The sequence below is a fragment of the Serratia sp. 2880STDY5682894 genome, from assembly GCF_001537385.1.
GTDB lineage: Bacteria > Pseudomonadota > Gammaproteobacteria > Enterobacterales > Enterobacteriaceae > Serratia > Serratia nevei.
Genome location: NZ_FCJA01000007.1, coordinates 1 through 23,952, shown reverse-complemented (window position 1 = coordinate 23,952; position 23,952 = coordinate 1). Strand labels below are relative to the sequence as shown.

Below are 23,952 nucleotides of genomic sequence, written 5' to 3'. Positions count from 1 at the left end.
CGCTCCTTATTATTCGGCCGCGCCGGGTTTACGGTTCGGCTGCGCGTCGAAGCTCATGCCGGTTTTGCGGCGGCTGTCTTCGCCCATCAGATACAGATACAGCGGCATGATATCGGCCGGGGTTTTCAGCTTGTTCTTGTCTTCGTGCGGGAAGGCAGATGCGCGCATTTTGGTGCGGGTGCCGCCCGGATTGATGCAGTTCACCCGCAAATTGCGGTTTTTATACTCGTCTGCCAACACCTGCATCATGCCCTCGGTGGCGAACTTCGACACCGCATAGGCACCCCAGTCTGCGCGGCCGGTGCGCCCGACGCTGGAACTGGTGAACACCAGCGAACCGGCGTGGGATTTCAGCAGCAGCGGCAGCAGCGCCTGAGTCAGCATAAAGGTGGCGTTGACGTTAACCTGCATCACCTCTTGCCACATGGTCATCGACAGGTCGGCCATCGGCGCGATGTCGCCGAGCAGGCCGGCGTTGTGCAGAACGCCGTCAAGGCGGGGGATCTGGCTCGCCAGATCGTCGGCTATCTGCCGGCATCGCTCCGGAGTGGCGTGCAGCAAGTCCAGCGTCACTACCCGGGCCGGGGCGCCGCCCTGGGCCGCTATCTCTTGTTGTACCGCCAGCAGCTTGCTCTCGGTGCGCCCCAGCAGCACCAGCTGAGCGCCGAAGCGCGCGTAGGTCAGCGCCGCTTCACGGCCGATGCCGTCGCCGGCGCCGGTGACCAAAATGATACGTTGTTCGAGCAGATCTTGTTTGGGTTGGTAATGCACGATAAATCCTCGCCTGGGTGGCTGTTCTCCCGCGAATATCGGGGAGCAAGGGTGAAACGCGCGGCCGGGGCGGGAGCGAAGGCTCGACCATCTGCGGGCCGCGCAGCGAATCCGTCTCATCGTATTGATGAATAATGGGTGTTATATGCCTTAATCCGTGGGCATTTTCAATGCGTAGCAGGCTGAAATGGCATTCTTTTGTAACAAAAGCACGGCGGCGGCGCCTTGGTTCGGCCTTGAATCGTCCCCATAGTGATGATCCGTGCGCAATGAATTTTCATTTAGCCGCGACAGCAGCCGCTGCGGTTGGCTAAAATGGAAAGAAGCATACTAACAACCTGTAAATAAAGGCGGAATCTGTGGAGTTTATATCTGTTTATGGCCTGTTTCTGGCCAAGGTCGCCACGGTGGTGCTCGCCATCGCCGCGTTGGCCATCCTGGCGGTCAGTTTGGGGCAACGCAAGAACCGCCAGAAAGGGGAGCTGCAGCTGACCGATCTCGGTGAACAGTATCGCGAGATGCAGCGTGATATGCGCCTGGCGCGTATGGATACCGCCGAGCAGAAGGTCTGGCTGAAACAGTTCAAGAAGCAGACCAAGGCCGACGACAAGCTGAAGAAGCAGCGCGCCAAGTCCGGCGCGGTGGAAGTGACTAAGCCGTGCCTGTATGTGCTGGACTTCAAGGGCAGCATGGACGCGCACGAGGTGACCTCGCTGCGCGAAGAGATCTCGGCGGTGCTGGCGGTAGCGTCGGCGCAGGATGAAGTTCTGTTGCGCCTGGAAAGCCCGGGCGGGGTGGTGCACGGCTACGGCCTGGCGGCCTCGCAGCTGGAGCGCCTGCGCAAAGGCGGCATTCGCCTGACGGTAGCGGTGGATAAAGTGGCGGCCAGCGGCGGCTACATGATGGCCTGCGTCGCGGATCGCATCGTGGCGGCGCCGTTCGCCATCATCGGCTCCATCGGCGTGGTGGCGCAGATCCCGAACTTCCACCGCCTGCTGAAGAAGAACGACATCGACGTGGAGTTGCACACCGCCGGGCAGTTCAAACGCACGCTGACGCTGTTTGGCGAAAACACCGAACAGGGGCGCGAGAAGTTCCGCGAAGATCTGAACGAAACCCACGAGCTGTTCAAGCGCTTCGTGCATGAGCAGCGCCCGTCGCTGGACATCGACAGCGTCGCCACCGGTGAGCACTGGTTCGGTTCACAGGCGAAAGAGAAGGGGCTGATCGACGCCATCGGCACCAGCGATGACTTGCTGATCGCCGAGCTGGACAACCACGAAGTGATCGCCGTGCGCTATACGCGCCGCAAACGCCTGATGGATCGCTTCACCGGCAGCGCGGTGGAAAGCGTCGATCGCTTGCTGTTGCGCTGGTGGCAGCGTGGTGAAAAGCCGCTGCTGTAACGGCGGCGATAGCGTGAATCAACGGGGGCCAACTGCCCCCGTTTTCTTTTCTCAATCGACCAGGTGGTATTTTTCCGAAAGCAGATGGGCCAAGTGTTTAAACATATTAAATACCGCGGTGGTTTTGGCGGTGGGCAATCCATCGGCATCCAAAAAGTATTCGCCGCGGAAAACTAAAACGCCGCTTTTTTGTTCAACGTCGGTGGCGATCATGCCGTGCAGATAATCTTCGTGTTGGCGGATGATGTTATTTGCTTCCGCCAGCAGGGCCTCGCGGCCGATAGGGGCAGTATTTGTGCGCATTTATTAGACTCCAAACTAAAAACTCTGCGCATATTCTAACGCCGGTTCGCTTTTATCCGCAAACCGACTAAGGTTTATTTGCCGTCTGGATGGCCATGGGCGGCCGCCGGTTGGCGAAATCGGTCTTTCCGTGCTAATTAGGTTGCGTGACGCTTTTTATCAGGTACAGTGTGGGATTTTGCGGCGTCGGGTGGAAGGTTTTGTTTACGCCATGAATAAAACTCACACAGCCATACTTCTGGGGCATGGGTGAATAGCAGGCAGGATCAACAACTTGCGTTCAGGTTGAGCAGTTGGGCAACCAAAAGAAAAAAATCTGTTGATCTCTTGCCAGACTGCCGCAATATAAAAAAAGAGACACGAATTGCCGCGGCACGGCGAGATAAAAGACTTCTTTTTAGAAGAAATAAATTAGGTAAAGGTAAATATGGGTAAAGCTCTCGTAATAGTTGAGTCCCCGGCAAAAGCCAAAACTATTAATAAATATTTAGGAAGTGACTACGTGGTGAAGTCCAGCGTCGGTCATATCCGTGATTTGCCGACCAGTGGCTCAGCCAGCAAAAAGAGCGCTGACTCAACCGAAGACAAAGCCAAGAAAAAAGTTAAAAAAGATGAGAAGGCGGCGCTGGTAAATCGCATGGGCGTCGACCCTTACCACGGCTGGAAAGCGCATTATGAAATCCTGCCGGGTAAAGAAAAAGTGGTCGCCGAGTTAAAATCGTTGGCGGAAAACGCCGACCACATTTATCTCGCAACCGACCTTGACCGCGAAGGGGAAGCCATCGCCTGGCACCTGCGGGAAGTGATCGGTGGGGATGACAAACGCTTTAGCCGCGTGGTGTTTAACGAAATCACCAAAAACGCGATCCAGCAGGCGTTCAAACAGCCGGGCGAGCTGAACATTGACCGCGTCAACGCGCAGCAGGCGCGCCGGTTTATGGACCGCGTGGTGGGCTATATGGTCTCGCCACTGCTGTGGAAGAAAATCGCCCGCGGCCTGTCCGCCGGCCGCGTGCAGTCGGTGGCGGTGCGCCTGGTGGTTGAGCGCGAGCGCGATATCAAGGCCTTCGTGCCGGAAGAGTACTGGGAGCTGCATGCCGATCTGCTGGCGAAGGGCGAAACCGCGCTGCAGATGGAAGTGACCCATGCGCACGACAAACCGTTCAAGCCGGTCAACCGCGAGCAGACTCACGCCGCGGTCAAACTGCTGGAAAAAGCCCGTTACACGGTGCTGGATCGCGAAGACAAACCGACCAGCAGCAAACCGGGCGCGCCTTTCATTACCTCCACGCTGCAACAGGCCGCCAGCACCCGCCTGAGCTTCGGCGTGAAGAAAACCATGATGATGGCGCAACGGCTGTATGAAGCCGGCCACATCACCTATATGCGTACCGATTCCACCAACCTGAGCCAGGATGCGCTCAACATGGTGCGTGGCTATATCGGCGACAACTTCGGCGACAAATACCTGCCGAAGGCGCCAAATCAGTACAGCAGCAAAGAGAATTCGCAGGAAGCGCACGAAGCGATCCGTCCTTCGGACGTGAACGTGCTCGCCGAGCAGTTGAAAGACATGGAAGCGGACGCGCAGAAGCTGTATCAGCTGATCTGGCGCCAGTTCGTCGCCTGCCAGATGACGCCGGCGCAATACGATTCCACCACGCTGACGGTGAAGGCCGGCGATTATCAGCTGCGGGCCAAGGGCCGTACGCTGCGCTTTGACGGCTGGACCAAGGTGATGCCGGCGCTGCGCAAGGGCGATGAAGATCGCACCCTGCCATACGTCGAAATCGGCAGCGAGCTGGATCTGCAGAAACTGATCCCAAGCCAGCACTTCACCAAGCCGCCGGCGCGCTATAGCGAAGCCTCGCTGGTGAAAGAGCTGGAAAAACGCGGTATCGGCCGTCCGTCCACCTACGCCTCCATCATCTCGACCATTCAGGATCGCGGTTATGTGCGGGTGGAAAGCCGCCGCTTCTATGCCGAGAAAATGGGCGAGATCGTCACCGATCGCCTGGAAGAAAACTTCCGCGAGCTGATGAACTATGACTTCACCGCGCGCATGGAAGACGGTCTTGATGAGGTTGCCAACAACCAGGCCGAGTGGAAAGCGGTGCTGGACGAGTTCTTCGTCGACTTCAGCGAGCAGCTGGAAACGGCGGAGAAAGATCCGGAAGAAGGCGGCATGCGGCCTAACCAGATGGTGATGACCAGCATCGACTGCCCGACCTGCGGCCGCAAGATGGGTATCCGTACTGCCAGCACCGGCGTGTTCCTCGGCTGTTCCGGCTATGCGCTGCCGCCGAAGGAGCGCTGCAAAACCACCATCAATCTGGTGCCGGAAGCGGAAGTGCTCAACATCCTCGAAGGCGACGACGCGGAAACCAACGCGCTGCGCGCCCGCCGTCGCTGCAAGAAATGCGGTACGGCGATGGACAGCTACCTGATCGACAACCAGCGCAAGCTGCACGTTTGCGGTAACAACCCGGCGTGTGACGGCTATGAAATCGAAGAGGGCGAGTTCCGCCTGAAAGGCTACGATGGCCCGGTGGTGGAATGCGACAAGTGCGGCTCGGAAATGCACCTGAAAATGGGGCGTTTCGGCAAGTACATGGGCTGTACTAACGAGAACTGTAAAAACACCCGCAAGATCCTGCGTAACGGCGATGTCGCGCCGCCGAAGGAAGATCCGGTGCCGTTGCCGGAGCTGCCGTGCGAGAAGTCCGACGCCTATTTCGTGCTGCGTGACGGCGCTGCCGGCGTGTTCCTGGCGGCCAACACCTTCCCTAAATCGCGCGAGACCCGTGCGCCGCTGGTGGAAGAGCTGGCTCGCTTCAAGGATCGCCTGCCGGAGAAGCTGCGCTATCTGGCCGATGCGCCGGTGGCGGATGCCGAAGGCAATAAAACGCTGGTGCGTTTCAGCCGTAAAACCAAACAGCAGTACGTCTCCTCTGAAAAAGATGGCAAGGCGACCGGTTGGTCCGCGTTCTACGTGGACGGCAAGTGGGTCGAAGGCAAGAAGTAAGGCCGCTGTCCTGCCAGTAAGATGAAGAACCAGCCCCGGCGGCTGGTTTTTTTATTGGTGAAAAGCGACAAACGGATCTATCCTTTGCTGTTTTTATCCCTCCGCCACCGCCGTTTCACGTTGATACCAATGCAAAATAATCGTTATCATAGTGTGACGCGGATCTATACTTGAAGCTGCAACGTGGTATAGTGGTTATATAAAAAGTTTTTTTATTATTAAAGCTTATTAACAACGGCGTTTTCTTCACCATCAGGGTAAAACACGGTGTTTATGGCTTGTGAGTTTCAGCATACCGGGGCGACACCGATATACCTGGCTGCGGGTAAGCCGCAGTGTTTAACCTAGGATGGTATAAGATATGAAATTGCAGCAGCTTCGTTACATTGTGGAAGTGGTTAACCACAACCTGAATGTCTCCTCGACGGCAGAAGGGCTCTATACCTCGCAACCCGGCATCAGTAAACAGGTGCGCATGCTCGAAGATGAGCTGGGCATCCAGATTTTCGCCCGCAGCGGCAAACACCTGACCCAGGTCACCCCGGCCGGCCAGGAAATCATTCGCATCGCACGTGAAGTGCTGTCCAAGGTCGACGCCATTAAAGCCGTCGCCGGTGAACACACCTACCCGGACAAAGGCTCGCTGTACGTCGCCACCACGCATACCCAGGCCCGCTACGCCTTGCCCAACGTAATCAAAGGCTTCATCGAGCGTTACCCGCGCGTCTCGCTGCACATGCATCAGGGTTCGCCGACGCAGATCGCCGAAGCGGTCTCCAAAGGGACCGCCGATTTCGCCATCGCCACCGAAGCGCTGCACCTGTACGACGATCTCATCATGCTGCCGTGCTACCACTGGAACCGTGCGGTAGTCGTGAAGCCCGATCATCCTTTGGCGGGCAAAAGCAGCATCAGCATTGAAGAGCTGGCGGCTTACCCGATCGTCACTTACACCTTCGGCTTTACCGGGCGTTCGGAGTTGGATACCGCCTTCAACCGCGCCGGCCTGACGCCGCGCATTGTCTTTACCGCCACCGACGCCGACGTGATCAAAACCTACGTGCGTCTGGGATTGGGGGTGGGGGTGATCGCCAGCATGGCGGTGGATCCGGTGCAGGATCCGGATCTGGTGACGGTGGATGCGCGTGATATCTTCACCTACAGCACCACCAAGATCGGTTTCCGCCGCAGCACCTTCCTGCGCAGCTACATGTACGACTTCATTCAGCGCTTCGCGCCGCACCTGACGCGCGATGTGGTAGACAGCGCGGTGGCGCTGCGCTCCAACGAAGAGATCGAAGCGATGTTCAAGGACATCAAACTGCCGATTAAGTAACCATCGACGATATCAAATCAATCCCGGTTAGGCGCCTGCCTAACCGGGTTTTTTTTAGCCCGGAAATCCGTACTGATTACCGTAAATGCCTGGTATCACAATGAAAAAAAGTCTCTGGATTGTTCTGTTCTTGTTGCTCACCCTTTTGTTGCTGCGCTACCTACCAGACGGCATTTTCGACAGCTTCGTTTCCAACAACATAGAAATTAGCGGTGATGGTGAAATAGGGATGAATAATTTCGACTCGGTTGTCATTGCCATTAAATTGGGTGTCTCTGCCATCATTGCGGCGGTTGTCCTAATAGTCTGTCGCCGCCTGGTGCGTAAACCCCGCTAAAGCCGCGAAATCTTCCCAGCCAAAACGCCGCCTCGTCGCGGCGTTTTTGTTGGCGCATTGCCTAACCCCTTGGCGGCGCTCGCACTTCCTTCCCGCTGATTGTTCCCGCCTATCGTTGTGATCAAATCGTGTTGTTATCAAAACGTTAACTTATCTTTGTGGTATCTTTAAACAAGACCTCACTGATTACCCTGTTTTAGTCACAATAAGAAATGGAGGAGCTATGTCGTCCGATCTTCGTGAAACAAGTCTGGATAAGCTGGTTGCGCTGAATAGCGAGTATTACTACTACAGCCTGCCGCTGGCGGCGAAGCAGCTGGGTGATATCGACCGGTTGCCGAAATCAATGAAAGTGCTGTTGGAGAACCTGCTGCGCCATGTGGATGGCGACACCGTGCAGGTTGACGACCTCAAGGCCATCGTTGCCTGGCTGCAAACCGGCCATGCTGACCGTGAGATCGCCTACCGTCCGGCGCGCGTGCTGATGCAGGATTTTACCGGCGTACCGGCGGTGGTGGATCTGGCGGCGATGCGCGAAGCGGTACGGCGGCTGGGCGGCAACGTCGACCAGGTGAACCCGCTGTCGCCGGTGGATCTGGTGATTGACCACTCGGTTACCGTCGATGAATTTGGCGATGACAACGCCTTTGAAGACAACGTGCGTATCGAAATGCAGCGCAACCACGAGCGCTACACCTTTTTGCGCTGGGGGCAGAAAGCCTTCAACCGCTTCCGCGTAGTGCCGCCGGGCACCGGCATCTGTCACCAGGTTAACCTTGAATACCTTGGCCAAACGGTCTGGCACAGCGACGAAAGCGGCCGCCGCGTGGCTTATCCCGATACGCTGGTGGGCACCGATTCCCACACCACCATGATCAACGGCCTCGGCATCCTCGGCTGGGGCGTCGGCGGCATCGAAGCGGAAGCGGCGATGCTGGGCCAGCCGGTGTCGATGCTGATCCCGGACGTGGTCGGCTTCAAGCTGACGGGCAAGCTCCGCGAGGGCATTACCGCCACCGACCTGGTGCTGACCGTGACCCAAATGCTGCGCAAGCACGGCGTTGTCGGCAAATTCGTCGAGTTTTACGGCGACGGGCTGGCCGATCTGCCGCTGGCGGACCGGGCAACCATCGCCAACATGTCGCCGGAGTTCGGCGCCACCTGCGGTTTCTTCCCGGTGGATGACGTTACGCTCGGCTATATGAAGCTCAGCGGCCGCAGCGCCGAACAAATCGCACTGGTGGAAGCCTACGCCAAAGCGCAGGGCATGTGGCGTAACCCGGGTGATGAACCGGTCTTCACCAGCTCGCTGGCGCTGGACATGTCAACCGTGGAAGCCAGCCTCGCCGGGCCGAAACGCCCGCAGGATCGCGTTGCGCTGCCGAATGTGCCGCAGGCGTTCAAGGCCGCTACCGAGCTGGATATCGGGGGGCACAAAGCCAATACCGACAGCAAAACCTTTACGCTGGACGGGCAGCAGCACGAACTGCGCGACGGCGCGGTGGTGATCGCGGCGATCACCTCCTGCACCAACACCTCCAACCCGAGCGTGATGATGGCGGCCGGCCTGCTGGCGAAAAATGCCGTCAAGAAAGGGCTGCGCAGCAAACCCTGGGTAAAAACCTCGCTGGCGCCGGGATCCAAAGTGGTAACCGACTACTTCGACAGCGCCAAACTCACCGCCTATCTGGAAGAGCTGGGGTTTAACCTGGTGGGGTATGGCTGCACCACCTGTATCGGTAACTCCGGCCCGCTGCCGGATCCGATCGAGCAGGCGATCAAAGAGGGCGATCTGACCGTGGGCGCGGTGCTGTCGGGCAACCGCAACTTCGAAGGGCGTATTCACCCGCTGGTGAAAACCAACTGGCTGGCCTCGCCGCCGCTGGTGGTGGCTTATGCGCTGGCGGGCAGCATGAAGATTGACCTGACCAAAGAGCCGCTGGGCGAGGGCAACGACGGTCAACCGGTCTACCTGAAGGATATCTGGCCGAGCAGCCAGGACATCGCTCAGGCGGTGGAAGAAGTGCGCACCGAGATGTTCCATAAGGAATACGGCGAAGTGTTCGACGGTGACGCCAACTGGCAGGCGATCCAGGTGGCCGGTTCGGCAACCTATCAGTGGCAGGAGGATTCTACCTATATCCGCCATCCGCCGTTCTTCAGCACCATGAAGGTGAAACCGGATCCGGTGCAGGACATAAAAGACGCGCGCATTCTGGCGATTCTGGCTGATTCGGTGACCACCGACCACATCTCGCCGGCGGGCAACATCAAGCGCGACAGCCCGGCGGGGCGCTACCTGAGCGAGCACGGCGTGGTGCCGCAGGATTTCAACTCCTACGGCTCGCGCCGCGGCAACCACGAAGTGATGATGCGCGGCACCTTCGCCAACATCCGCATCCGCAACGAAATGGTGCCGGGCGTGGAAGGCGGTTATACCCGCCATATTCCGTCGCAGCAGCAGCTGTCTATCTACGACGCCGCCATGCAGTATCAGCAGGAGAAGGTGCCGCTGGCGGTGATCGCCGGGAAAGAGTACGGTTCCGGCTCCAGCCGCGACTGGGCGGCGAAAGGGCCGCGCTTGCTGGGCGTGCGGGTGGTGATTGCCGAGTCTTTCGAGCGTATCCACCGCTCCAACCTGATCGGCATGGGGATTTTGCCGCTGGAGTTCCCGCAGGGGGTGACGCGCAAAACCCTGGGGCTGACCGGGGATGAGCAGATCAGCGTCGGCGGCCTGCAGCAGCTGCAGCCGGGCCAGACGGTGCCGGTGCATATCACCTATGCCGACGGGCGCAAGGAAGTGATCGACACCCGTTGCCGCATCGATACCGGCAATGAGCTGACCTACTACGAAAACGACGGCATTCTGCACTATGTGATCAGGAAAATGCTGTAATTAAGCAATAAAAAGGGCGCCGCAAGGCGCCCTGATTGTTTCCGCCGCGGCGGCGATCACTTCTGGTCGAGCAAATGGCCCATTTTGGCGGCCTTGGTCGCCAGGTAGTGTTCGTTCTTCGGGTTGCGGCCGACGATCAGCGGCACGCGCTCGCTGATGTTGATGCCGGCTTCGGTCAGGATCTCGACCTTTTTCGGGTTGTTGGTCAGCAAACGCACCGCGTCGACGCCCAGCAGTTTGAACATGTCGGCGCACAGGGTGAAGTCGCGCTCGTCGGCGGCGAAGCCGAGCTGGTGGTTGGCTTCCACGGTGTCTGCGCCCTTATCCTGCAGGGCATAGGCGCGGATCTTGTTCAACAGGCCGATATTGCGGCCCTCCTGGCGATGATAAAGCAGGATGCCGCGGCCTTCTTCGGCGATCTGCTCCAGCGCGGCTTCCAGTTGAAAACCGCAGTCGCAGCGCAGGCTGAACAGAGCATCGCCGGTCAGACATTCGGAATGCACGCGCGCGAGCACCGGCGCTTCGCCGGAAATATCACCGAATACCAGCGCCAGATGGTCATGCCCGGTCGCCAGTTCTTCGAATCCTACCATCAGGAAATCGCCCCAAGGTGTCGGCAGTTTAGCCTCTGCCACCCGTTTAAGCTGCATGTCACTCTCCACAAAAGCGTACGATTCAATCATTGTCGCGCATCCTAAGTCCGGTTCGGTAAATTGACCAAGACTAAAACGTGCTACGCCGATCTCTATTTCGTTAATTATCGGCTATTTTGCCACAACTTCTTGCCGGGCGGTGCTCAGCAAACCAGCAGATGGCGTTTTCTGGCCACCTATTATTGCGATAGGTTGCCTATCTGTTTAATTTTTCGCGTGTTATCAAGATTACACTCTTGTTACACTGCAGCCTGATTCACGCAGAGGAAGAATAGAATGTACGAGATAGCAAAACGCACGGCGGGCGGCGCACTGCTGCTGCTGTTGATGCCGCTGGCGGTCTGGGTATCCGGTTGGCACTGGCAACCCGGCGGCAATGAGCCGCTGCTCAAAGCGCTGTACTGGGTGACCGAAACCGTGACCTCGCCATGGGGCATTCTGACCAGCGCTATCCTCTGCGGTTGGTTTTTGTGGTGCCTGCGCTTTCGCCTGAAGGCGGCTATCGGTCTGGCGCTCCTGCTTTTCGCCGCGCTGGTGATCGGGCAGGGGGTGAAGTCGTTAATCAAGGATCGGGTGCAGGAACCGCGGCCGTTCGTGGTATGGCTGGAGCAAACCCACGGCGTGGACGGCAAATACTTCTATTCGCTGCATCGCAAAGAGCGCAGCGCGCTGGTGCGCGAGCAACTGCAGGATCAGACGCTGGTGCCGAACTGGCTGCGCAAGCACTGGCAGTTTGAAACCGGCTTCGCTTTCCCGTCGGGGCACACCATGTTCGCCGCCACCTGGGCGCTGTTGGGCGTAGGGCTGCTGTGGCCGCGCCGCCATTATAAAACCGTCGCGCTGCTGATGGTGTGGGCGACCGGCGTGATGGGCAGCCGTCTGCTGTTGGGCATGCACTGGCCGCGCGATCTGGCGATGGCCACGCTGATCAGTTGGCTGCTGGTGGTGGTTACCTGCTGGCTGGCGCAGCGCTGGTTCGGCCCGCTGACGCCACCGCCGCAAGAGCAGCAGGAAATTGCGGCGCGCAAGCCGGAATAAGCACGCTTCTCGCAGGCGCCAGTCAGGCGCCTGCCACCAACACCTTCACCCCTACCTTCTCAAAGGCCTGTATGGCGGTATTGCTGATACCGTCGTCGGTAATCAAATAGTCGATATGCTGCCAGTCACAGGGCAATGCGAACATCGACACCTTATCGATCTTGCTGGAGTCGGCAACCACATACACCGTGTTGGCTGCGTTGATCATCGCCATTTTCAGTTTGATGTCGGTTTCGCTTGGGAAACTGAGTCCGTGACGGGGTGAGATACAGGCCGTCGCGAGGAACAGTTTCTGGGCCAGCACGTTTTCGAAGAAGCTGGCGGCTTTATCCCCGGAAGTGGAGAGCGTCGGAAATTTGAACGAGCCGCCGGTCAGCAAAATGTTCACGCCCGGTTCGCCCCCCAGCTGCAGCGCGATATTGACGCCGGTGGTGATAACGGACAGTTTCTTGATGTGGCTCAGGTGATTGGCGATAGCCGTAGTGGTGGTGCCTGAATCAAGAATGATGGTGTCGCCCGGTTCGATAAAACCGGCGGCGAGCTTGCCGATGCGATCCTTGGCGGTCAGGTTGACCTGGCGTTCCAACAGCATGGCATGGGTATTTTGCTTGCCGTCGACCAGGGTTGCGCCACCGTGGAAGCGCTGCACGTAACCTTGTTGCTGCAGAACCCGCAGGTCGGTACGAATGGTCGCCTCGGTCAGCTTGAAGGTATCGGTAAGCATTTTGACCGTCGCCGAGCCGTCTTCGCGGATCATGTCGAGGATCTTTTCGCGCCGTTGCTGCATTTCCGCCAGCTGTTCGCTTTTGCTTTTCAATCGAAAGACTCCTGCACCTGTCAGTTCCCGCCGCGCGGTTTGCCACGGCAATTCCTTAATTGATGTGCTGAATTCTAGCTTGCGATTATTGATAAAGCTACGGATAAACCCGGGCAATCCCCTTTGGTTTTTATTCGAAAATCAATGAGGTCAGTAAAAAAACAGCGGTAAAAACGAACTTAAAGTAGTCTTGTGATTCATATGTAATTGTTATTTAAACATTTTAATGATTTGCGGTTTTGCCTTTTGAGTGCTTTTGTTTGAAATTTGATCTTGCCCACATTAATTATCGTTTTTGCTGCATATGATTTCCATTCGAAAATCAAAGGCGAGTTAGCGGATCGGTTTCGATGCGATAACGATAATCAAGGCGCTTAAGCAGAGGTGACGATGGACTTCCAGGCGATTAAAAACACGGCGCGCCTGGCGCGCCGATATGTGGTGACCATGAACCATAAGGCAGGCAAGGGCCATACCGGCGCCGACCTATCGGAAATCGACATCATCTGCACCTTGTATATGGCGGTGATGGATCGCAGCAATGTCCGGCCCGATCAGGATCGGTTTATTTTGTCTAAAGGGCACGGCGCCGGCGGTTTTTACTGCAGCTGCGCGGCGATGGGCCTGCTCGATCCGGCGGTGCTCGATCAGTTCATGGGCGACGACACCTTGCTGGCCGGGCATCCGGTGCGACAGAAACTGCCGGAACTGGTAGAGATTAACTCCGGCGGTTTAGGGCATGGCCTACCGATCGCCGTGGGGCTGGCGCTGGGCAACAAATTGGCCGGGCGCGCACATCGCCGCGCTTTTGTGCTGCTGGGCGACGGTGAGCTGGCGGAGGGATCCAACTGGGAGGCGGCAATGGCGGCCAGCAAATTCAAGCTGGATAACCTGATTGCCATCGTCGATCGCAACCGGCTGCAGTTGGCGGGTAAGACAGAGGCCATCATGCCGCTGGAACCGCTGGCGGAAAAATGGCGCGCTTTCGGTTTCGAAACCCTGGAGTGCGACGGGCACGATCCGGCGGCGCTGGTGGCGGCGATCCAACGCCCGAGCCAGGACAAGCCGCGGGTGATTTTGGCCAATACCGAAAAGGGTCACGGCGTGTCGTTTATGGCTAACGTTGCCGCCTGGCATCACGCGGTACCGGACGAACAACAGCTGGCGCAGGCGCTGGCGGAACTGGAGGGGTGAACATGCAGGATTTACGCGATGCCGTGGTGACGGCGTTGATCGAAGAGCAGCTGGCGGGTGCCGATCTGAGCGTGATGGTCGCGGACTCCACGTCCACGTCGAAAATTGCACCTTTCGAGCAGGCTTATCCAGAGCGGGTGGTGAACGTCGGAATTGCCGAACAGAACATGGTGGGCATGGCCGCCGGCATGGCGCTCAGTGGCCGTACGGTCTTTACCGCCAATGCCGCGCCTTTTCTGTTTGCCCGTTCTAACGAACAGATGAAAAACGATGTTTGCTACACGGAAACCAACGTGAAAATGCTCGGCCTGAATGCCGGGTTCGGCTATGGGCCGCTGGGGGCGACGCACCATTGCATGAACGATATCGCCATCGCCCGCACGCTGGGCAATCTCAGCGTCTATGCGCCTGCGGATGCGCGGCAAGCGGCAGAGATTGTCCGCCATGTCATCGCGCAACCCGGCCCGGCCTATATCCGCATGGACAGCGACAAGCTGCCGGTGTTGAACGCGAGCTATCACTTCCGCCCCGGAGAGCCGGAGGTGTTGCATCAGGGCTCTGACAATCTGGTGTTTTGCCTGGGGACGGTGGCTCATGAGGCGATGAAGGTACTGGCGTTGGGCGAAAACCCGACCATCGTCTCGTTGCCTTCGCTCTGGCCACTCAACGAGGCGGCGGTAGTGGCGTTGATGCGTTCGCACCGTCGGGTGCTGACCATGGAGGAGCACGCCCTCAGCGGCGGCCTGGGTACCATCATCGGTGAACTGTTGCTGCGGTATCAGCTGTCGCGGCCGTTTACCGCACTGGGCGTGCCGGCTTACGAATTTACTCACAGCAGCAGCCGGGCGGCGCTGCGGCGTCAATATGCCATCGACGCCGCAGGATTGCAGGCTCAGTTAACGCAATAGGGGGAATGCGATGGATCGGAACGAATACGACGTCAATTTACGCTACGGTGTCGATAGCCGGATGTCGCTGGCAGGGAAGGTTGTCGTGATCACCGGCGGTCTGGGCGGCATCGCGATGGCCGCCAATCGCCTGCTGTTGGAAAAGGGCGCGCGCCTGGTATTGATGTATCCGGCCTTTGAACAGGACAAGGCCGCGGCGGCGCTGCGAGAGTTGGGGGAAGAACAGGTGTTCTGCCAGGTATGCGACGTGACCGATTCCGACTCGGTGGCTGCCGCCTTCAATGCGGCTCAATCTCGCTTTGGTCGGCTCGATATCCTGGTCAACTGCGCGGGCTACGTCAATTTGCAGCCGGCGACGGAGGTCACGCTCGAGGAGTGGCAGCGCCATCTGGCGGTCAATCTCACCGGGCCCTTCCTGTGCTCGCAGGAGCTGGCGCGCCGTGCGATAACCGCCGGCCACGGCGGGAAAATCATCAACATCGCATCACAGGCGGCCTCCATCGCCATTGACGATCACTGCGCTTACACCTCCGCCAAGGCAGGGCTGCTGGGCATGACCAAGGTGATGGCCAAAGAATGGGCGCCGCACGGCATTACGGTCAACACGTTATCGCCCACCGTGGTGCTGACGCCTATGGGAGAGAAAGCCTGGCGCGGCGAGAAGGGCGAGGCGATGAAAAAACTGATCCCGCTGGGGCGTTTTGCTTATACCGACGAAATTGCGGCGGCGATCCTGTTTTTTGCCAGCAACGGCAGCGACATGATTACCGGCGCGGACCTGATGATCGACGGCGGTTTTACCATTTGGTAAGCGGCAACCGCAGCGATCGCCAACACCAGACGATGTTCAACACAACGATAAGAGAACACCATCATGAGAAAAATAGCCACTTACCTTACCCTGCTCACCGGTTTTGCCTGCACCTCTGCCATGGCGGCGGAAAAGGGCACGATCGCCATTCTCGTCAATTCGCTGGATAACCCTTATTACTCCGCAGAGGCCAAGGGGGCCGAGAGCAAGGCCAAGTCCCTCGGTTACCAGACGCTGGTATTGTCGCACGGCGAAGACGTTAAGCGCCAGGGGGAGCTGATCAGCCTGGTTATCGGCCGCAAAGTACAGGGTATCATTTTGGATAACGCCGATTCCCAGGCCAGCGTCGCCGCCGTGCAGCAGGCGAAAAACGCCGGTATTCCGGTGGTACTGATCAACCGCGAGATCCCGGTCGATGGCGTAGCGTTGGCGCAGATCACCCATAACAACTTCCAGGCCGGCTCGGACGTCGCCAACCAGTTTGTAGAAAAAATGGGAGAAACCGGCAAATACGCCGAGCTGACCTGCAACCTGGCGGATAATAACTGCGTCACGCGCTCGCAGTCGTTCCACAACGTGATCGACCAATATCCTGAGATGGTCAGCGTGGCGCGTCAGGATGCCAAGGGCAATCTGCTGGAGGGAAAACGCATCATGGACAGCATTCTGCAGGCGCATCCGGACATCAAAGGCGTGATCTGCGGCAACGGCCCGGTGGCGCTGGGGGCAGTGGCGGCGCTGAAGGCCGCCGGCCGGCAGGATGTCACCGTGGTGGGCATCGACGGCAGCAACGATGAACGCGACGCCATTCTCAACGGTAGCCTCTATGCCAGCGTGATGTTGCAGGCGCAGGCGATCGCCGCGCAGGGCGTTGAAATCCTCGACGGCTATTTCCAATCCGGCAGCTATACCGGCAAGGAGCGCGTGATGTTCCGCGGCATCCTGATCGGCAAAGACAATGCGCAACGGGTCAGTGACTTCAACTTCAAACCGTAATCCGCGCTGAGCGGTGTCTTTCATCACCCCGTCCCGGCGGCGGGGTGCGATCGGAGGTGTTGTTATGTCGATGCGCATTGCGCTGGCCGTCACCGTCGTCCTGACGTTGAGCGGTTGCCGTATCGTCTCGGAGAAAAAGCTGGCGGAGCTTCGCTCCCCGGTGAATCCGCATGTGGCGCAGGCGGCGGAGATTTACCGCAGCCAAATCGCCCCGCAAACGATCAAAACGGCGCAGCCGCTGGGCGAGCTGATCGCCCGGATCGCCCAGGCCAAGGATTTTGACAGCGCCTGTGGTCTGCTGGGGTACCGCGCTCAACCGGAGTTTCCTTGTTATTTCAACGTTAAGGTCAGCGGTGAAGTCGCGGCGGTGAACACCCGGTCGCGCAGCGGAAAATTAACGCTCAAACTGACCGATGCGCCGCTCAGCAGCGTGGAGGTGCAGATCGGGCCGGTTTATCGCGGTACGGCGTTGCGCGACAGCTATCGCGGCCTGAGCTACAGCGATTTCAATGACCAAGCGTTGTTCGGCGATTTTGCCAGGGCGATTAATCAGGCTTCGATCGACGAACTGGCCGGATCCCAACCCAAGGTGGGTGACCACATTACCGTGTATGGCGTATTCAGCAGCTGGCAGGCACCTGTCGAGCCGCTGTTGATCACGCCGGTACGCATTCAACCTTAAGGGGGCGTGATGAGCGAACCGGTCATTATTCAAACGCGCAACGTTTCGCGTCTCTATCCCGGCGTCACGGCATTGGATAGCGTGAGTTATCAAGTGTTTCGCAATCAGGTCAACGTGCTGATCGGCGAAAACGGCGCCGGTAAATCGACCATGATGAAGCTGCTGGCGGGGGTGGAAACCCCGTCCTCCGGCACCATCGAGCTGGAGGGAAAAGCGGTGACGTTAACCTCCACGCAGAAGGCGGAGCGGCTCGGGATCAGCATTATTTTCCAGGAGCTGAATCTGTTCCCCAACCTGTCGGTGATGGACAATATTTTTATGGCCAACGAGTTCTTCCAGCGTGGCCGCATCAATGTGGACTATCAATATCAGCTGGCCAAAGCCTTGCTGCAGCGGCTGGAGTTGGACATCGATCCGCATACGCCGTTGGGCAGCCTCGGCATCGGTCATCAGCAGCTGGTTGAAATTGCTCGCGCGTTGGCGAAGGACACCCGGGTGCTGATCATGGATGAACCAACATCGGCGCTGAGCCAGGCTGAGGTGCGCACGCTGTTTCGGGTGATCGCCGATCTGAAAAAACGCGGCGTCACCATCATCTACATTTCTCACCGTCTGGAAGAGCTGATGGAGATTGGCGATCGCATCACGGTGTTCCGCGATGGGCGTTTTGTTGCCGCCGAGCCGGTCTGCAACGTTAGCATTCCGTGGATCATCGAAAAAATGGTCGGGGAAAAGAGCAAGCACTTTGATTATTGCGCGGCAGAGCAAGGGGATGAAGTGCTGAAGGTCGAACGGTTGACGCTGCCGCGTGAAAGCGGCGGCTATTGCCTTGACGACGTCAGTTTTTCACTGCGCAAAGGGGAAGTGATCGGCATTTATGGCCTGTTGGGCGCCGGCCGCACCGAACTGTTCAAGGTGATCAACGGTGTGATGCGCCAGACCGCCGGCCGCATTCTGCTCAACGGCGAAAGCGTGGAGCGGCTGGGATTTCGTCAACGCATGGCATTGGGCATGGCGCTGGTGCCGGAAGACCGGCAGGCGGAGGGATTGGTGCAGATGATGTCGATCAAGGCCAACATGACCCTGGCCAGCCTGGGGCGCAATGCACTTCGGCCGTTGGCGGCGGCTGGGGAGTGCGCGCTGGTCGATGGCATGATCGAAAAACTGGCGATCAAGGTGAGCGACCGGGAGCTGCCAATCACCAGCCTCAGCGGTGGCAATCAGCAGAAAGTGGTGTTGGGCAAGGCGCTGCTGACCGGGCCGCAGGTGGTGTTTCTCGATGAGCCGACGCGCGGAATCGACGTCGGCGCCAAAACGGACGTTTATCACCTGATTGGCGCTATGGCACGCCAGGGGCTGGCGGTGATGTTCTCTTCGTCGGAGCTGGATGAGGTGGTCTCACTGGCCGACCGGGTGATGGTGATGGCGGACGGGAAGCTGACGGCCGATCTGCCGCGCGAACGGGCCGATCGCGAAACGCTGATCCGCGCCTCAACCCCACATGCATAAGGATAAGGCAATGCAAACCAAGTATCGGTTGTATATGTATTTGCTGCAGGCGCGCACCTTCATCGCCCTGTTGCTGGTGGTGCTGTTTTTCAGCAGCATGGTGCCGAATTTTCTGACCGTCTCCAATCTGCTGATCATGACGCAGCACGTGGCGATTACCGGGTTGCTGGCGGTTGGCATGACGCTGGTGATCCTCACCGGCGGCATCGATTTGTCGGTCGGCGCGGTGGCGGGCTTGTGCGGGATGATCGCCGGTGCGCTGTTGACCGTCGGTATCCCGCTGTGGGACGGCAACCGGCTGTTTCTCAACGTTTTCGAAGTGATCGGTGCGGTGGCGCTGTTGGGCGTATTGTTGGGGTTGGTCAACGGCACGCTGATTACGCGGCTCGGCGTTGCGCCATTCATCTGTACCCTGGGCGCAATGTACGTGGCGCGTGGGGCGGCGTTGCTGACGGCGGACGGCAAAACCTATCCCAATCTGGTGGGCATGGAAGCGCTGGGCAACACCGGTTTCGCGGCCCTGGGATCTGGCACCTTTCTGGGCATTTACAATCCGATTTGGCTGATGTTGGCCATCGTGTTGTTGGGGATCTATCTCACCAAGAAAACGCCGCTTGGGCGCTATATCTATGCGATTGGCGGCAATGAGCCGGCAGCGCGGCTGTCGGGGGTGCCGATCGTCAAAGTGAAAATGTTCGTCTATGCCTTTTCCGGGCTATGCGCGGCGCTGGTGGGGCTGGTTATCGCTTCACAATTGCAAACCGCGCACCCGATGACCGGCAATATGTTCGAGATGGACGCCATCGGCGCGACGGTACTGGGTGGTACGGCGCTGAGCGGTGGCCGCGGCAGGGTATTCGGTTCGATCATCGGTGCTTTTGTGATCGTTTTTCTGGCGGACGGCTTGGTGATGATGGGCGTCAGCGAGTTCTGGCAAATGGTGATTAAAGGATTGGTGATCGTCACCGCCGTGGTGATCGATCAGTTCCAGCAGCGTTTGCAAAGCAAGGTCATTTTGATGCAGCGCCAGGAAAAAAAAGCGGTGCAGCCGCTGGCTGAGGTGAGCCATGGCTAAAGCGGATTGCATTGTCGCGTTGGACGAGGGCACCAGCAACGCCAAGGCCGTGGTGGTGGATGCTCAGGGGACGATCGTTGCCAGGGCCAGCAGGCCGCTGACGCTGCAGACGCCGCAACCCGGTTGGGTGGAACAGCGGGGCGAGGCCTTACTGGAAGCCTCTCTGGCGGTGCTGCGGGAAGCGATTGCGTTGGCCGGGGCATCCCGTATTGCCGGTATCGCCATCAGCAACCAGCGTGAAACCGCCATCGGCTGGCGACGTTCCGACGGCCAGCCGATCGGGCCGGCCTTAACCTGGCAATGTGCGCGCGCTGCCGATTTTTGTGAACGGCTGCGGCACGATCGGCAGGCCGAAGTGGTGCGCCACGCCACCGGTCTGCCGCTTTCACCGCTGTTCTCGGCGTCGAAAATGCGTTGGTTGCTCGACCATTGCGAAGAGGGGCAACGGATGGCGGAGAACGGGGAGATCTGCCTTGGTACCATCGATGCCTGGCTGCTGTGGCAGTTGAGCGGAGGACAGGCATTCGGTTGTGATACCTCCAATGCCGCTCGTACTCAATTGCTGAACCTTGCTTCCGGCGATTGGGACGAGCGGATGCTGGCGCTGTTCAACATTCCCCGTCAGGCGCTACCGACGATCCACCCTTCCAGTCATCTGTTCGGCACGACGTTGGGATTGGAAGGCATTGCCGACGGCATTCCGATTGGCGCGATGGTGGGCGACTCGCATGCGGCGCTGTACGGCCATGCGCTTGGCCAGGCAGGGCAGGCTAAGGCCACTTATGGCACCGGATCATCGGTGATGGCGCCGATCGCCGAAGCGCTATGCGGTACGAGCGCTTTGGCAACGACCGTCGCCTGGCACGATGGTGGGCGTATGCAGTATGCGCTGGAGGGCAATATTCCCCACACCGGCGACGCCATTGCCTGGATGCTGGATATCACCGCCATACCGCCGGGGGACGAGGCGCTGTTAAGTGAGCTGCCTGTTCGCGTGCCCGACAGCGGAGGCGTTTATTTTGTACCGGCATTGACCGGGGCCGGTGCGCCCTGGTGGGACGAACAGGCGCGCGGCGTGATCTGCGGGCTCAGTCGCGGCACGCGGCGGGAACATGTGGTGCGGGCCGCTTTTGAAGCGGTGGCTTATCAAATCGCCGATGTGATCGACGTATTGCGGCAACAGCCGGGCTTTGTACTGCAGGGGTTAATGGCCGATGGCGGCCCGAGCCGCAATGACTGGCTGATGCAGTTTCAGGCCGATTTGTTGGGTTGCCCTGTGTGGCGCAGCAACACGGCGGAACTCTCGGCGCTGGGGGCGGCGCTGATGGCGATGCGCTGCCTGTGGGGGACTTCCGATCGGCAACTGGTGGCATTGTTGCCCCAACATGATGAATTTAAACCCGATATGCAGCGCCATCGGCAGCTGCAGGAAAACTACAGCGCCTGGCGGCAGGCGGTACAACGCACCTTGTGGCGGCCGCAAGCGGCTGCATTGATGACAGGAGAACAACCATGAATCGTGATTTCACGGGAAAAACCGTGGTGATTACCGGCGCATGCCGCGGCATTGGCGCGGGTATCGCCGAACGTTTCGCCAGTTTGGGTGCCAATCTGGTGATTGCATCGAATGCGGAACGCATTCTGACCACGGCGGAAACGCTGCGCCAGCGTTATCGGGTGGCGGTTCTGCCGATTATCCTCGACGTGACCGATGAAGCGCAGGTGATTGATTTTTATCGTCAGGCGTGGGAGCGATTCGGCGCGATCGACGTTTCGATTCAAAATGCCGGGGTGATCACTATCGATCGTTTTGACCAGATGCCCAAAAGCGATTTTGAGAAAGTGTTGGCGGTAAATACCACGGCGGTCTGGCTCTGCTGCCGGGAGGCGGCCAAATATATGGTCGGCCAACGCCGGGGGCGGCTGATCAACACCTCTTCCGGTCAGGGACGTAACGGGTTCATTTACACACCGCATTACGCCGCCAGCAAAATGGGCGTGATCGGCATTACGCAGAGTTTAGCGCTGGAACTGGCACCGCATGGCATCACCGTCAATGCATTCTGCCCCGGCATCATTGAAAGCGAGATGTGGGAATATAACGACCGCGTTTGGGGCGAAATTCTCAGTGGCCCGGAAAAAACCTATGGCAAAGGAGAGTTGATGGCCGAGTGGGTGGCGGGGATTCCGCTTAAGCGCGCCGGTCAACCCGAGGACGTGGCGGGCCTCGTGGCTTTCCTTGCCTCGGACGATGCCGACTATATTACCGGCCAGACCATCAATGTGGACGGCGGGTTAATCATGTCCTGACGTGACCATGTCACAAAAAGGCGGCGTCGGATCGGCGCCGCATTAACCGCTTACATTTTCCCGCCATTGCAATCCGCCCGGCCGCCCCCATATCCTTATAAATTCGACGTTTTGAGAAGCTTTCTCATCAATTTGTTCGCTAAGGCCGTTTACTGCCGAATATGCCAGCAGATATGTGGTTTTATCGTGCCGCAGGGTTTCCCTGCCGCAACGGGAAATGCTAACTTAAGGGTTAGGGACGCCACGTTTTGGCATCGTTCATCCGATTCACTCGGCATCGCGGGAAAGAATGTGAAATATTTGCTGATTTTTTTGTTGGTTCTGGTGATCTTCGTGATTTCCGTCACCTTGGGTGCGCATAACGATCAGGTGGTCAATTTTAACTATCTGGTTGCGCAGGGCGATTATCGCGTATCGACCCTGTTGGCCACGCTGTTTGGCGCCGGTTTCGTTCTTGGCTGGATCATTTGCGGCCTGTTTTACCTGCGCACGCGCATTGCGCTGGGCCGCGCCGAGCGCAAGATCAAAAGGCTGGAGCTGCAGCTTGAGCAGCCCGCTGAATCGGCGGCTCAGCCCGTTGTCAGCAAGGAATAATCCTCTATGTTAGAACTGCTGTTTCTGTTGCTGCCCGTGGCTGCCGCGTACGGTTGGTACATGGGGCGCAGAAGCGCTCAGCAGGATAAACAGCAAGAAGCCAACCGCCTGTCGCGTGAATACGTGGCAGGGGTGAACTTTCTGCTTTCCAACCAGCAGGACAAGGCGGTCGATCTGTTCCTCGACATGTTGAAAGAGGACAGCAACACCGTTGAAGCCCACCTGACGCTGGGTAACCTGTTCCGTTCGCGTGGTGAAGTCGACCGCGCCATCCGCATCCATCAGGCCTTGATGGAAAGCGCCTCTCTGACCTTCGAACAGCGTCTGCTGGCGGTACAGCAGCTGGGCCGCGACTATATGGCGGCCGGGCTGTACGATCGTGCGGAAGACATGTTCAGCCAGTTGACTGACGAAGCGGATTTTCGCGTATCGGCGCTGCAGCAACTGCTGGTGATCCATCAGGCCACCAGCGATTGGCAAAAAGCGATCGACGTGGCGGAAAAGTTGGTCAAGCTGGGTAAAGAGAAACAACGTGTCGAGATCGCACACTTCTATTGTGAACTGGCGCTGCAGGCGATGGGCAGCGACGATCTCGATCGGGCGATGAGCCTGCTCAAGCGTGCGGACGCAGCCGATAAACAGTGTGCGCGCGTGTCCATCATGTTCGGCCGCATCTATATGGCGCAAAACGACTACGCCAAAGCCGCCGAGTCGCTGCAACGCGTACTGAGTCAGGATAAAGAGTTGGTCAGCGAAACGCTGCCGATGCTGCAGGAATGCTACACCCATCTGCCGGAACAACAGCACAACTGGGCTGAATTCCTGAAGCGCTGCGTAGAAGAGAACACCGGTGCCACCGCCGATCTGATGCTGGCCGAGATCATCGAGCAGCACGAAGGGCGCGACGTGGTGCAGGTCTATATCAACCGCCAGCTGCAACGCCATCCGACCATGCGGGTATTTTACCGGCTGATGGATTATCACCTGGCGGACGCCGAAGACGGCCGGGCGAAAGAGAGCCTGCTGCTGTTGCGCGATATGGTCGGCGAGCAAATTCGCACCAAACCGCGTTACCGCTGCCACAAATGCGGCTTCACCGCGCACTCGCTCTATTGGCATTGCCCGTCGTGCCGCGCCTGGTCATCGGTTAAACCGATCCGCGGCCTGGATGGGCAATAACGCCGCGGCACCAAAATAAAACGGGGCGATTTATCGTAATGCCGATCAGTTAAGGATCACTTGAACGATCCTGTCGCTGTGTAAGAATCCGTAATCTCTCTGAGATTACGGA

Annotated in this window: 21 protein-coding genes; 17 read left to right on the top strand and 4 right to left on the bottom strand. The window is 58.5% G+C overall.

The features are described from left to right. Positions 1–9: 9 nt before the first annotated feature. The gene (locus AWX27_RS16330) at positions 10–771 is read right to left on the bottom strand and encodes a YciK family oxidoreductase (protein WP_060423763.1); all 762 of its coding nucleotides are present in this window, start codon (positions 769–771) and stop codon (positions 10–12) included. 359 nt (positions 772–1,130) lie between these two features. Here AWX27_RS16330 and sohB point away from each other — a divergent pair, with 359 nt between their 5' ends. Beyond that, complete coding sequence (sohB, locus tag AWX27_RS16325; RefSeq protein WP_060423759.1) at positions 1,131–2,177, top strand: protease SohB; 1,047 nt, start codon at positions 1,131–1,133, stop codon at positions 2,175–2,177. Between the two features lie 51 nt (positions 2,178–2,228). On the opposite strand, the gene AWX27_RS16320 is transcribed toward sohB, so the two are convergent. Continuing rightward, the gene (locus AWX27_RS16320) at positions 2,229–2,480 is read right to left on the bottom strand and encodes a YciN family protein (RefSeq protein WP_004930700.1); all 252 of its coding nucleotides are present in this window, start codon (positions 2,478–2,480) and stop codon (positions 2,229–2,231) included. 427 nt (positions 2,481–2,907) lie between these two features. Here AWX27_RS16320 and topA point away from each other — a divergent pair, with 427 nt between their 5' ends. The 4 genes from topA (at position 2,908) to acnA (ending at position 10,074) form a co-directional block, all read left to right on the top strand. Beyond that, positions 2,908–5,505, top strand: coding sequence for a type I DNA topoisomerase (gene topA, locus AWX27_RS16315; RefSeq protein WP_038881773.1), 2,598 nt, complete (start codon positions 2,908–2,910; stop codon positions 5,503–5,505). 361 nt (positions 5,506–5,866) lie between these two features. After that, positions 5,867–6,841: an HTH-type transcriptional regulator CysB gene (gene cysB, locus AWX27_RS16310; RefSeq protein WP_004930690.1), complete on the top strand. Its 975-nt coding sequence runs from the start codon at positions 5,867–5,869 to the stop codon at positions 6,839–6,841. 100 nt (positions 6,842–6,941) lie between these two features. Then, entirely contained in the window at positions 6,942–7,178 is a 237-nt protein-coding gene (locus AWX27_RS16305; protein WP_060424102.1) for a hypothetical protein, read from the top strand. 223 nt (positions 7,179–7,401) lie between these two features. Further along, positions 7,402–10,074 (top strand): aconitate hydratase AcnA, encoded by a 2,673-nt coding sequence (gene acnA, locus AWX27_RS16300; RefSeq protein ID WP_060423756.1) that lies wholly within the window; start codon positions 7,402–7,404, stop codon positions 10,072–10,074. A 56-nt stretch (positions 10,075–10,130) separates the two neighbouring features. On the opposite strand, the gene ribA is transcribed toward acnA, so the two are convergent. Next, complete coding sequence (gene ribA, locus AWX27_RS16295) at positions 10,131–10,724, bottom strand: GTP cyclohydrolase II (RefSeq protein WP_019452695.1); 594 nt, start codon at positions 10,722–10,724, stop codon at positions 10,131–10,133. A 279-nt stretch (positions 10,725–11,003) separates the two neighbouring features. Between ribA and pgpB the strand changes: the two genes are divergently transcribed. Beyond that, entirely contained in the window at positions 11,004–11,765 is a 762-nt protein-coding gene (gene pgpB, locus AWX27_RS16290; protein WP_049271297.1) for a phosphatidylglycerophosphatase B, read from the top strand. Positions 11,766–11,787: 22 nt separating this feature from the next. On the opposite strand, the gene AWX27_RS16285 is transcribed toward pgpB, so the two are convergent. Then, positions 11,788–12,582, bottom strand: coding sequence for a DeoR/GlpR family DNA-binding transcription regulator (locus tag AWX27_RS16285; RefSeq protein ID WP_060423753.1), 795 nt, complete (start codon positions 12,580–12,582; stop codon positions 11,788–11,790). Between the two features lie 390 nt (positions 12,583–12,972). Between AWX27_RS16285 and AWX27_RS16280 the strand changes: the two genes are divergently transcribed. The 11 genes from AWX27_RS16280 to lapB all read left to right on the top strand — a co-directional run bounded on the left by AWX27_RS16280 (position 12,973) and on the right by lapB (position 23,840). Further along, positions 12,973–13,776, top strand: a complete 804-nt coding sequence (locus AWX27_RS16280; RefSeq protein ID WP_060423750.1) for a transketolase — start codon at positions 12,973–12,975, stop codon at positions 13,774–13,776. Between the two features lie 2 nt (positions 13,777–13,778). After that, positions 13,779–14,684 (top strand): transketolase family protein, encoded by a 906-nt coding sequence (locus AWX27_RS16275; protein WP_049200073.1) that lies wholly within the window; start codon positions 13,779–13,781, stop codon positions 14,682–14,684. 10 nt (positions 14,685–14,694) lie between these two features. Beyond that, positions 14,695–15,495 carry a GolD/DthD family dehydrogenase gene (locus AWX27_RS16270; protein ID WP_060423747.1) on the top strand — a complete coding sequence of 267 codons (801 nt, stop codon included), beginning with the start codon at positions 14,695–14,697 and terminating at the stop codon, positions 15,493–15,495. Between the two features lie 63 nt (positions 15,496–15,558). Beyond that, a complete protein-coding gene (locus AWX27_RS16265; RefSeq protein WP_043147551.1) occupies positions 15,559–16,491 on the top strand; it encodes a D-ribose ABC transporter substrate-binding protein in 933 nt (310 codons plus the stop codon). A 64-nt stretch (positions 16,492–16,555) separates the two neighbouring features. Then, a complete protein-coding gene (locus tag AWX27_RS25130; RefSeq protein ID WP_060423744.1) occupies positions 16,556–17,173 on the top strand; it encodes a DUF2291 family protein in 618 nt (205 codons plus the stop codon). A gap of 9 nt (positions 17,174–17,182) precedes the next feature. Next, the gene (locus AWX27_RS16255) at positions 17,183–18,682 is read left to right on the top strand and encodes a sugar ABC transporter ATP-binding protein (protein WP_060423741.1); all 1,500 of its coding nucleotides are present in this window, start codon (positions 17,183–17,185) and stop codon (positions 18,680–18,682) included. Between the two features lie 10 nt (positions 18,683–18,692). After that, a complete protein-coding gene (locus AWX27_RS16250) occupies positions 18,693–19,757 on the top strand; it encodes an ABC transporter permease (RefSeq protein WP_060423738.1) in 1,065 nt (354 codons plus the stop codon). Next, on the top strand, positions 19,750–21,273 hold the full coding sequence (locus tag AWX27_RS16245; protein ID WP_060423733.1) for an FGGY family carbohydrate kinase: 1,524 nt from the start codon (positions 19,750–19,752) through the stop codon (positions 21,271–21,273). Before AWX27_RS16250 ends, AWX27_RS16245 begins: the two co-directional genes overlap by 8 nt. Beyond that, positions 21,270–22,067: an SDR family oxidoreductase gene (locus AWX27_RS16240; protein WP_049271279.1), complete on the top strand. Its 798-nt coding sequence runs from the start codon at positions 21,270–21,272 to the stop codon at positions 22,065–22,067. The genes AWX27_RS16245 and AWX27_RS16240 overlap by 4 nt, the downstream gene beginning before the upstream one ends. A gap of 291 nt (positions 22,068–22,358) precedes the next feature. After that, the gene (locus AWX27_RS16235) at positions 22,359–22,661 is read left to right on the top strand and encodes a LapA family protein (protein ID WP_060423730.1); all 303 of its coding nucleotides are present in this window, start codon (positions 22,359–22,361) and stop codon (positions 22,659–22,661) included. Positions 22,662–22,667: 6 nt separating this feature from the next. Further along, complete coding sequence (gene lapB / locus AWX27_RS16230; protein WP_025303023.1) at positions 22,668–23,840, top strand: lipopolysaccharide assembly protein LapB; 1,173 nt, start codon at positions 22,668–22,670, stop codon at positions 23,838–23,840. Positions 23,841–23,952 lie beyond the last annotated feature (112 nt).

Bases quoted from the DNA above. Each gene is read 5' to 3' on its own strand.
- AWX27_RS25130 (WP_060423744.1), top strand. From the start codon at position 16,556: ATGTCGATGCGCATTGCGCTGGCCGTCACCGTCGTCCTGACGTTGAGC.
- AWX27_RS16245 (WP_060423733.1), top strand. From the start codon at position 19,750: ATGGCTAAAGCGGATTGCATTGTCGCGTTGGACGAGGGCACCAGCAAC.
- acnA (WP_060423756.1), top strand. From the start codon at position 7,402: ATGTCGTCCGATCTTCGTGAAACAAGTCTGGATAAGCTGGTTGCGCTG.
- AWX27_RS16250 (WP_060423738.1), top strand. From the start codon at position 18,693: ATGCAAACCAAGTATCGGTTGTATATGTATTTGCTGCAGGCGCGCACC.
- lapB (WP_025303023.1), top strand. From the start codon at position 22,668: ATGTTAGAACTGCTGTTTCTGTTGCTGCCCGTGGCTGCCGCGTACGGT.
- AWX27_RS16255 (WP_060423741.1), top strand. From the start codon at position 17,183: ATGAGCGAACCGGTCATTATTCAAACGCGCAACGTTTCGCGTCTCTAT.
- cysB (WP_004930690.1), top strand. From the start codon at position 5,867: ATGAAATTGCAGCAGCTTCGTTACATTGTGGAAGTGGTTAACCACAAC.
- AWX27_RS16320 (WP_004930700.1), bottom strand. From the start codon at position 2,480: ATGCGCACAAATACTGCCCCTATCGGCCGCGAGGCCCTGCTGGCGGAA.
- ribA (WP_019452695.1), bottom strand. From the start codon at position 10,724: ATGCAGCTTAAACGGGTGGCAGAGGCTAAACTGCCGACACCTTGGGGC.
- AWX27_RS16270 (WP_060423747.1), top strand. From the start codon at position 14,695: ATGGATCGGAACGAATACGACGTCAATTTACGCTACGGTGTCGATAGC.
- AWX27_RS16240 (WP_049271279.1), top strand. From the start codon at position 21,270: ATGAATCGTGATTTCACGGGAAAAACCGTGGTGATTACCGGCGCATGC.
- AWX27_RS16280 (WP_060423750.1), top strand. From the start codon at position 12,973: ATGGACTTCCAGGCGATTAAAAACACGGCGCGCCTGGCGCGCCGATAT.
- topA (WP_038881773.1), top strand. From the start codon at position 2,908: ATGGGTAAAGCTCTCGTAATAGTTGAGTCCCCGGCAAAAGCCAAAACT.
- AWX27_RS16265 (WP_043147551.1), top strand. From the start codon at position 15,559: ATGAGAAAAATAGCCACTTACCTTACCCTGCTCACCGGTTTTGCCTGC.
- pgpB (WP_049271297.1), top strand. From the start codon at position 11,004: ATGTACGAGATAGCAAAACGCACGGCGGGCGGCGCACTGCTGCTGCTG.
- AWX27_RS16305 (WP_060424102.1), top strand. From the start codon at position 6,942: ATGAAAAAAAGTCTCTGGATTGTTCTGTTCTTGTTGCTCACCCTTTTG.
- AWX27_RS16275 (WP_049200073.1), top strand. From the start codon at position 13,779: ATGCAGGATTTACGCGATGCCGTGGTGACGGCGTTGATCGAAGAGCAG.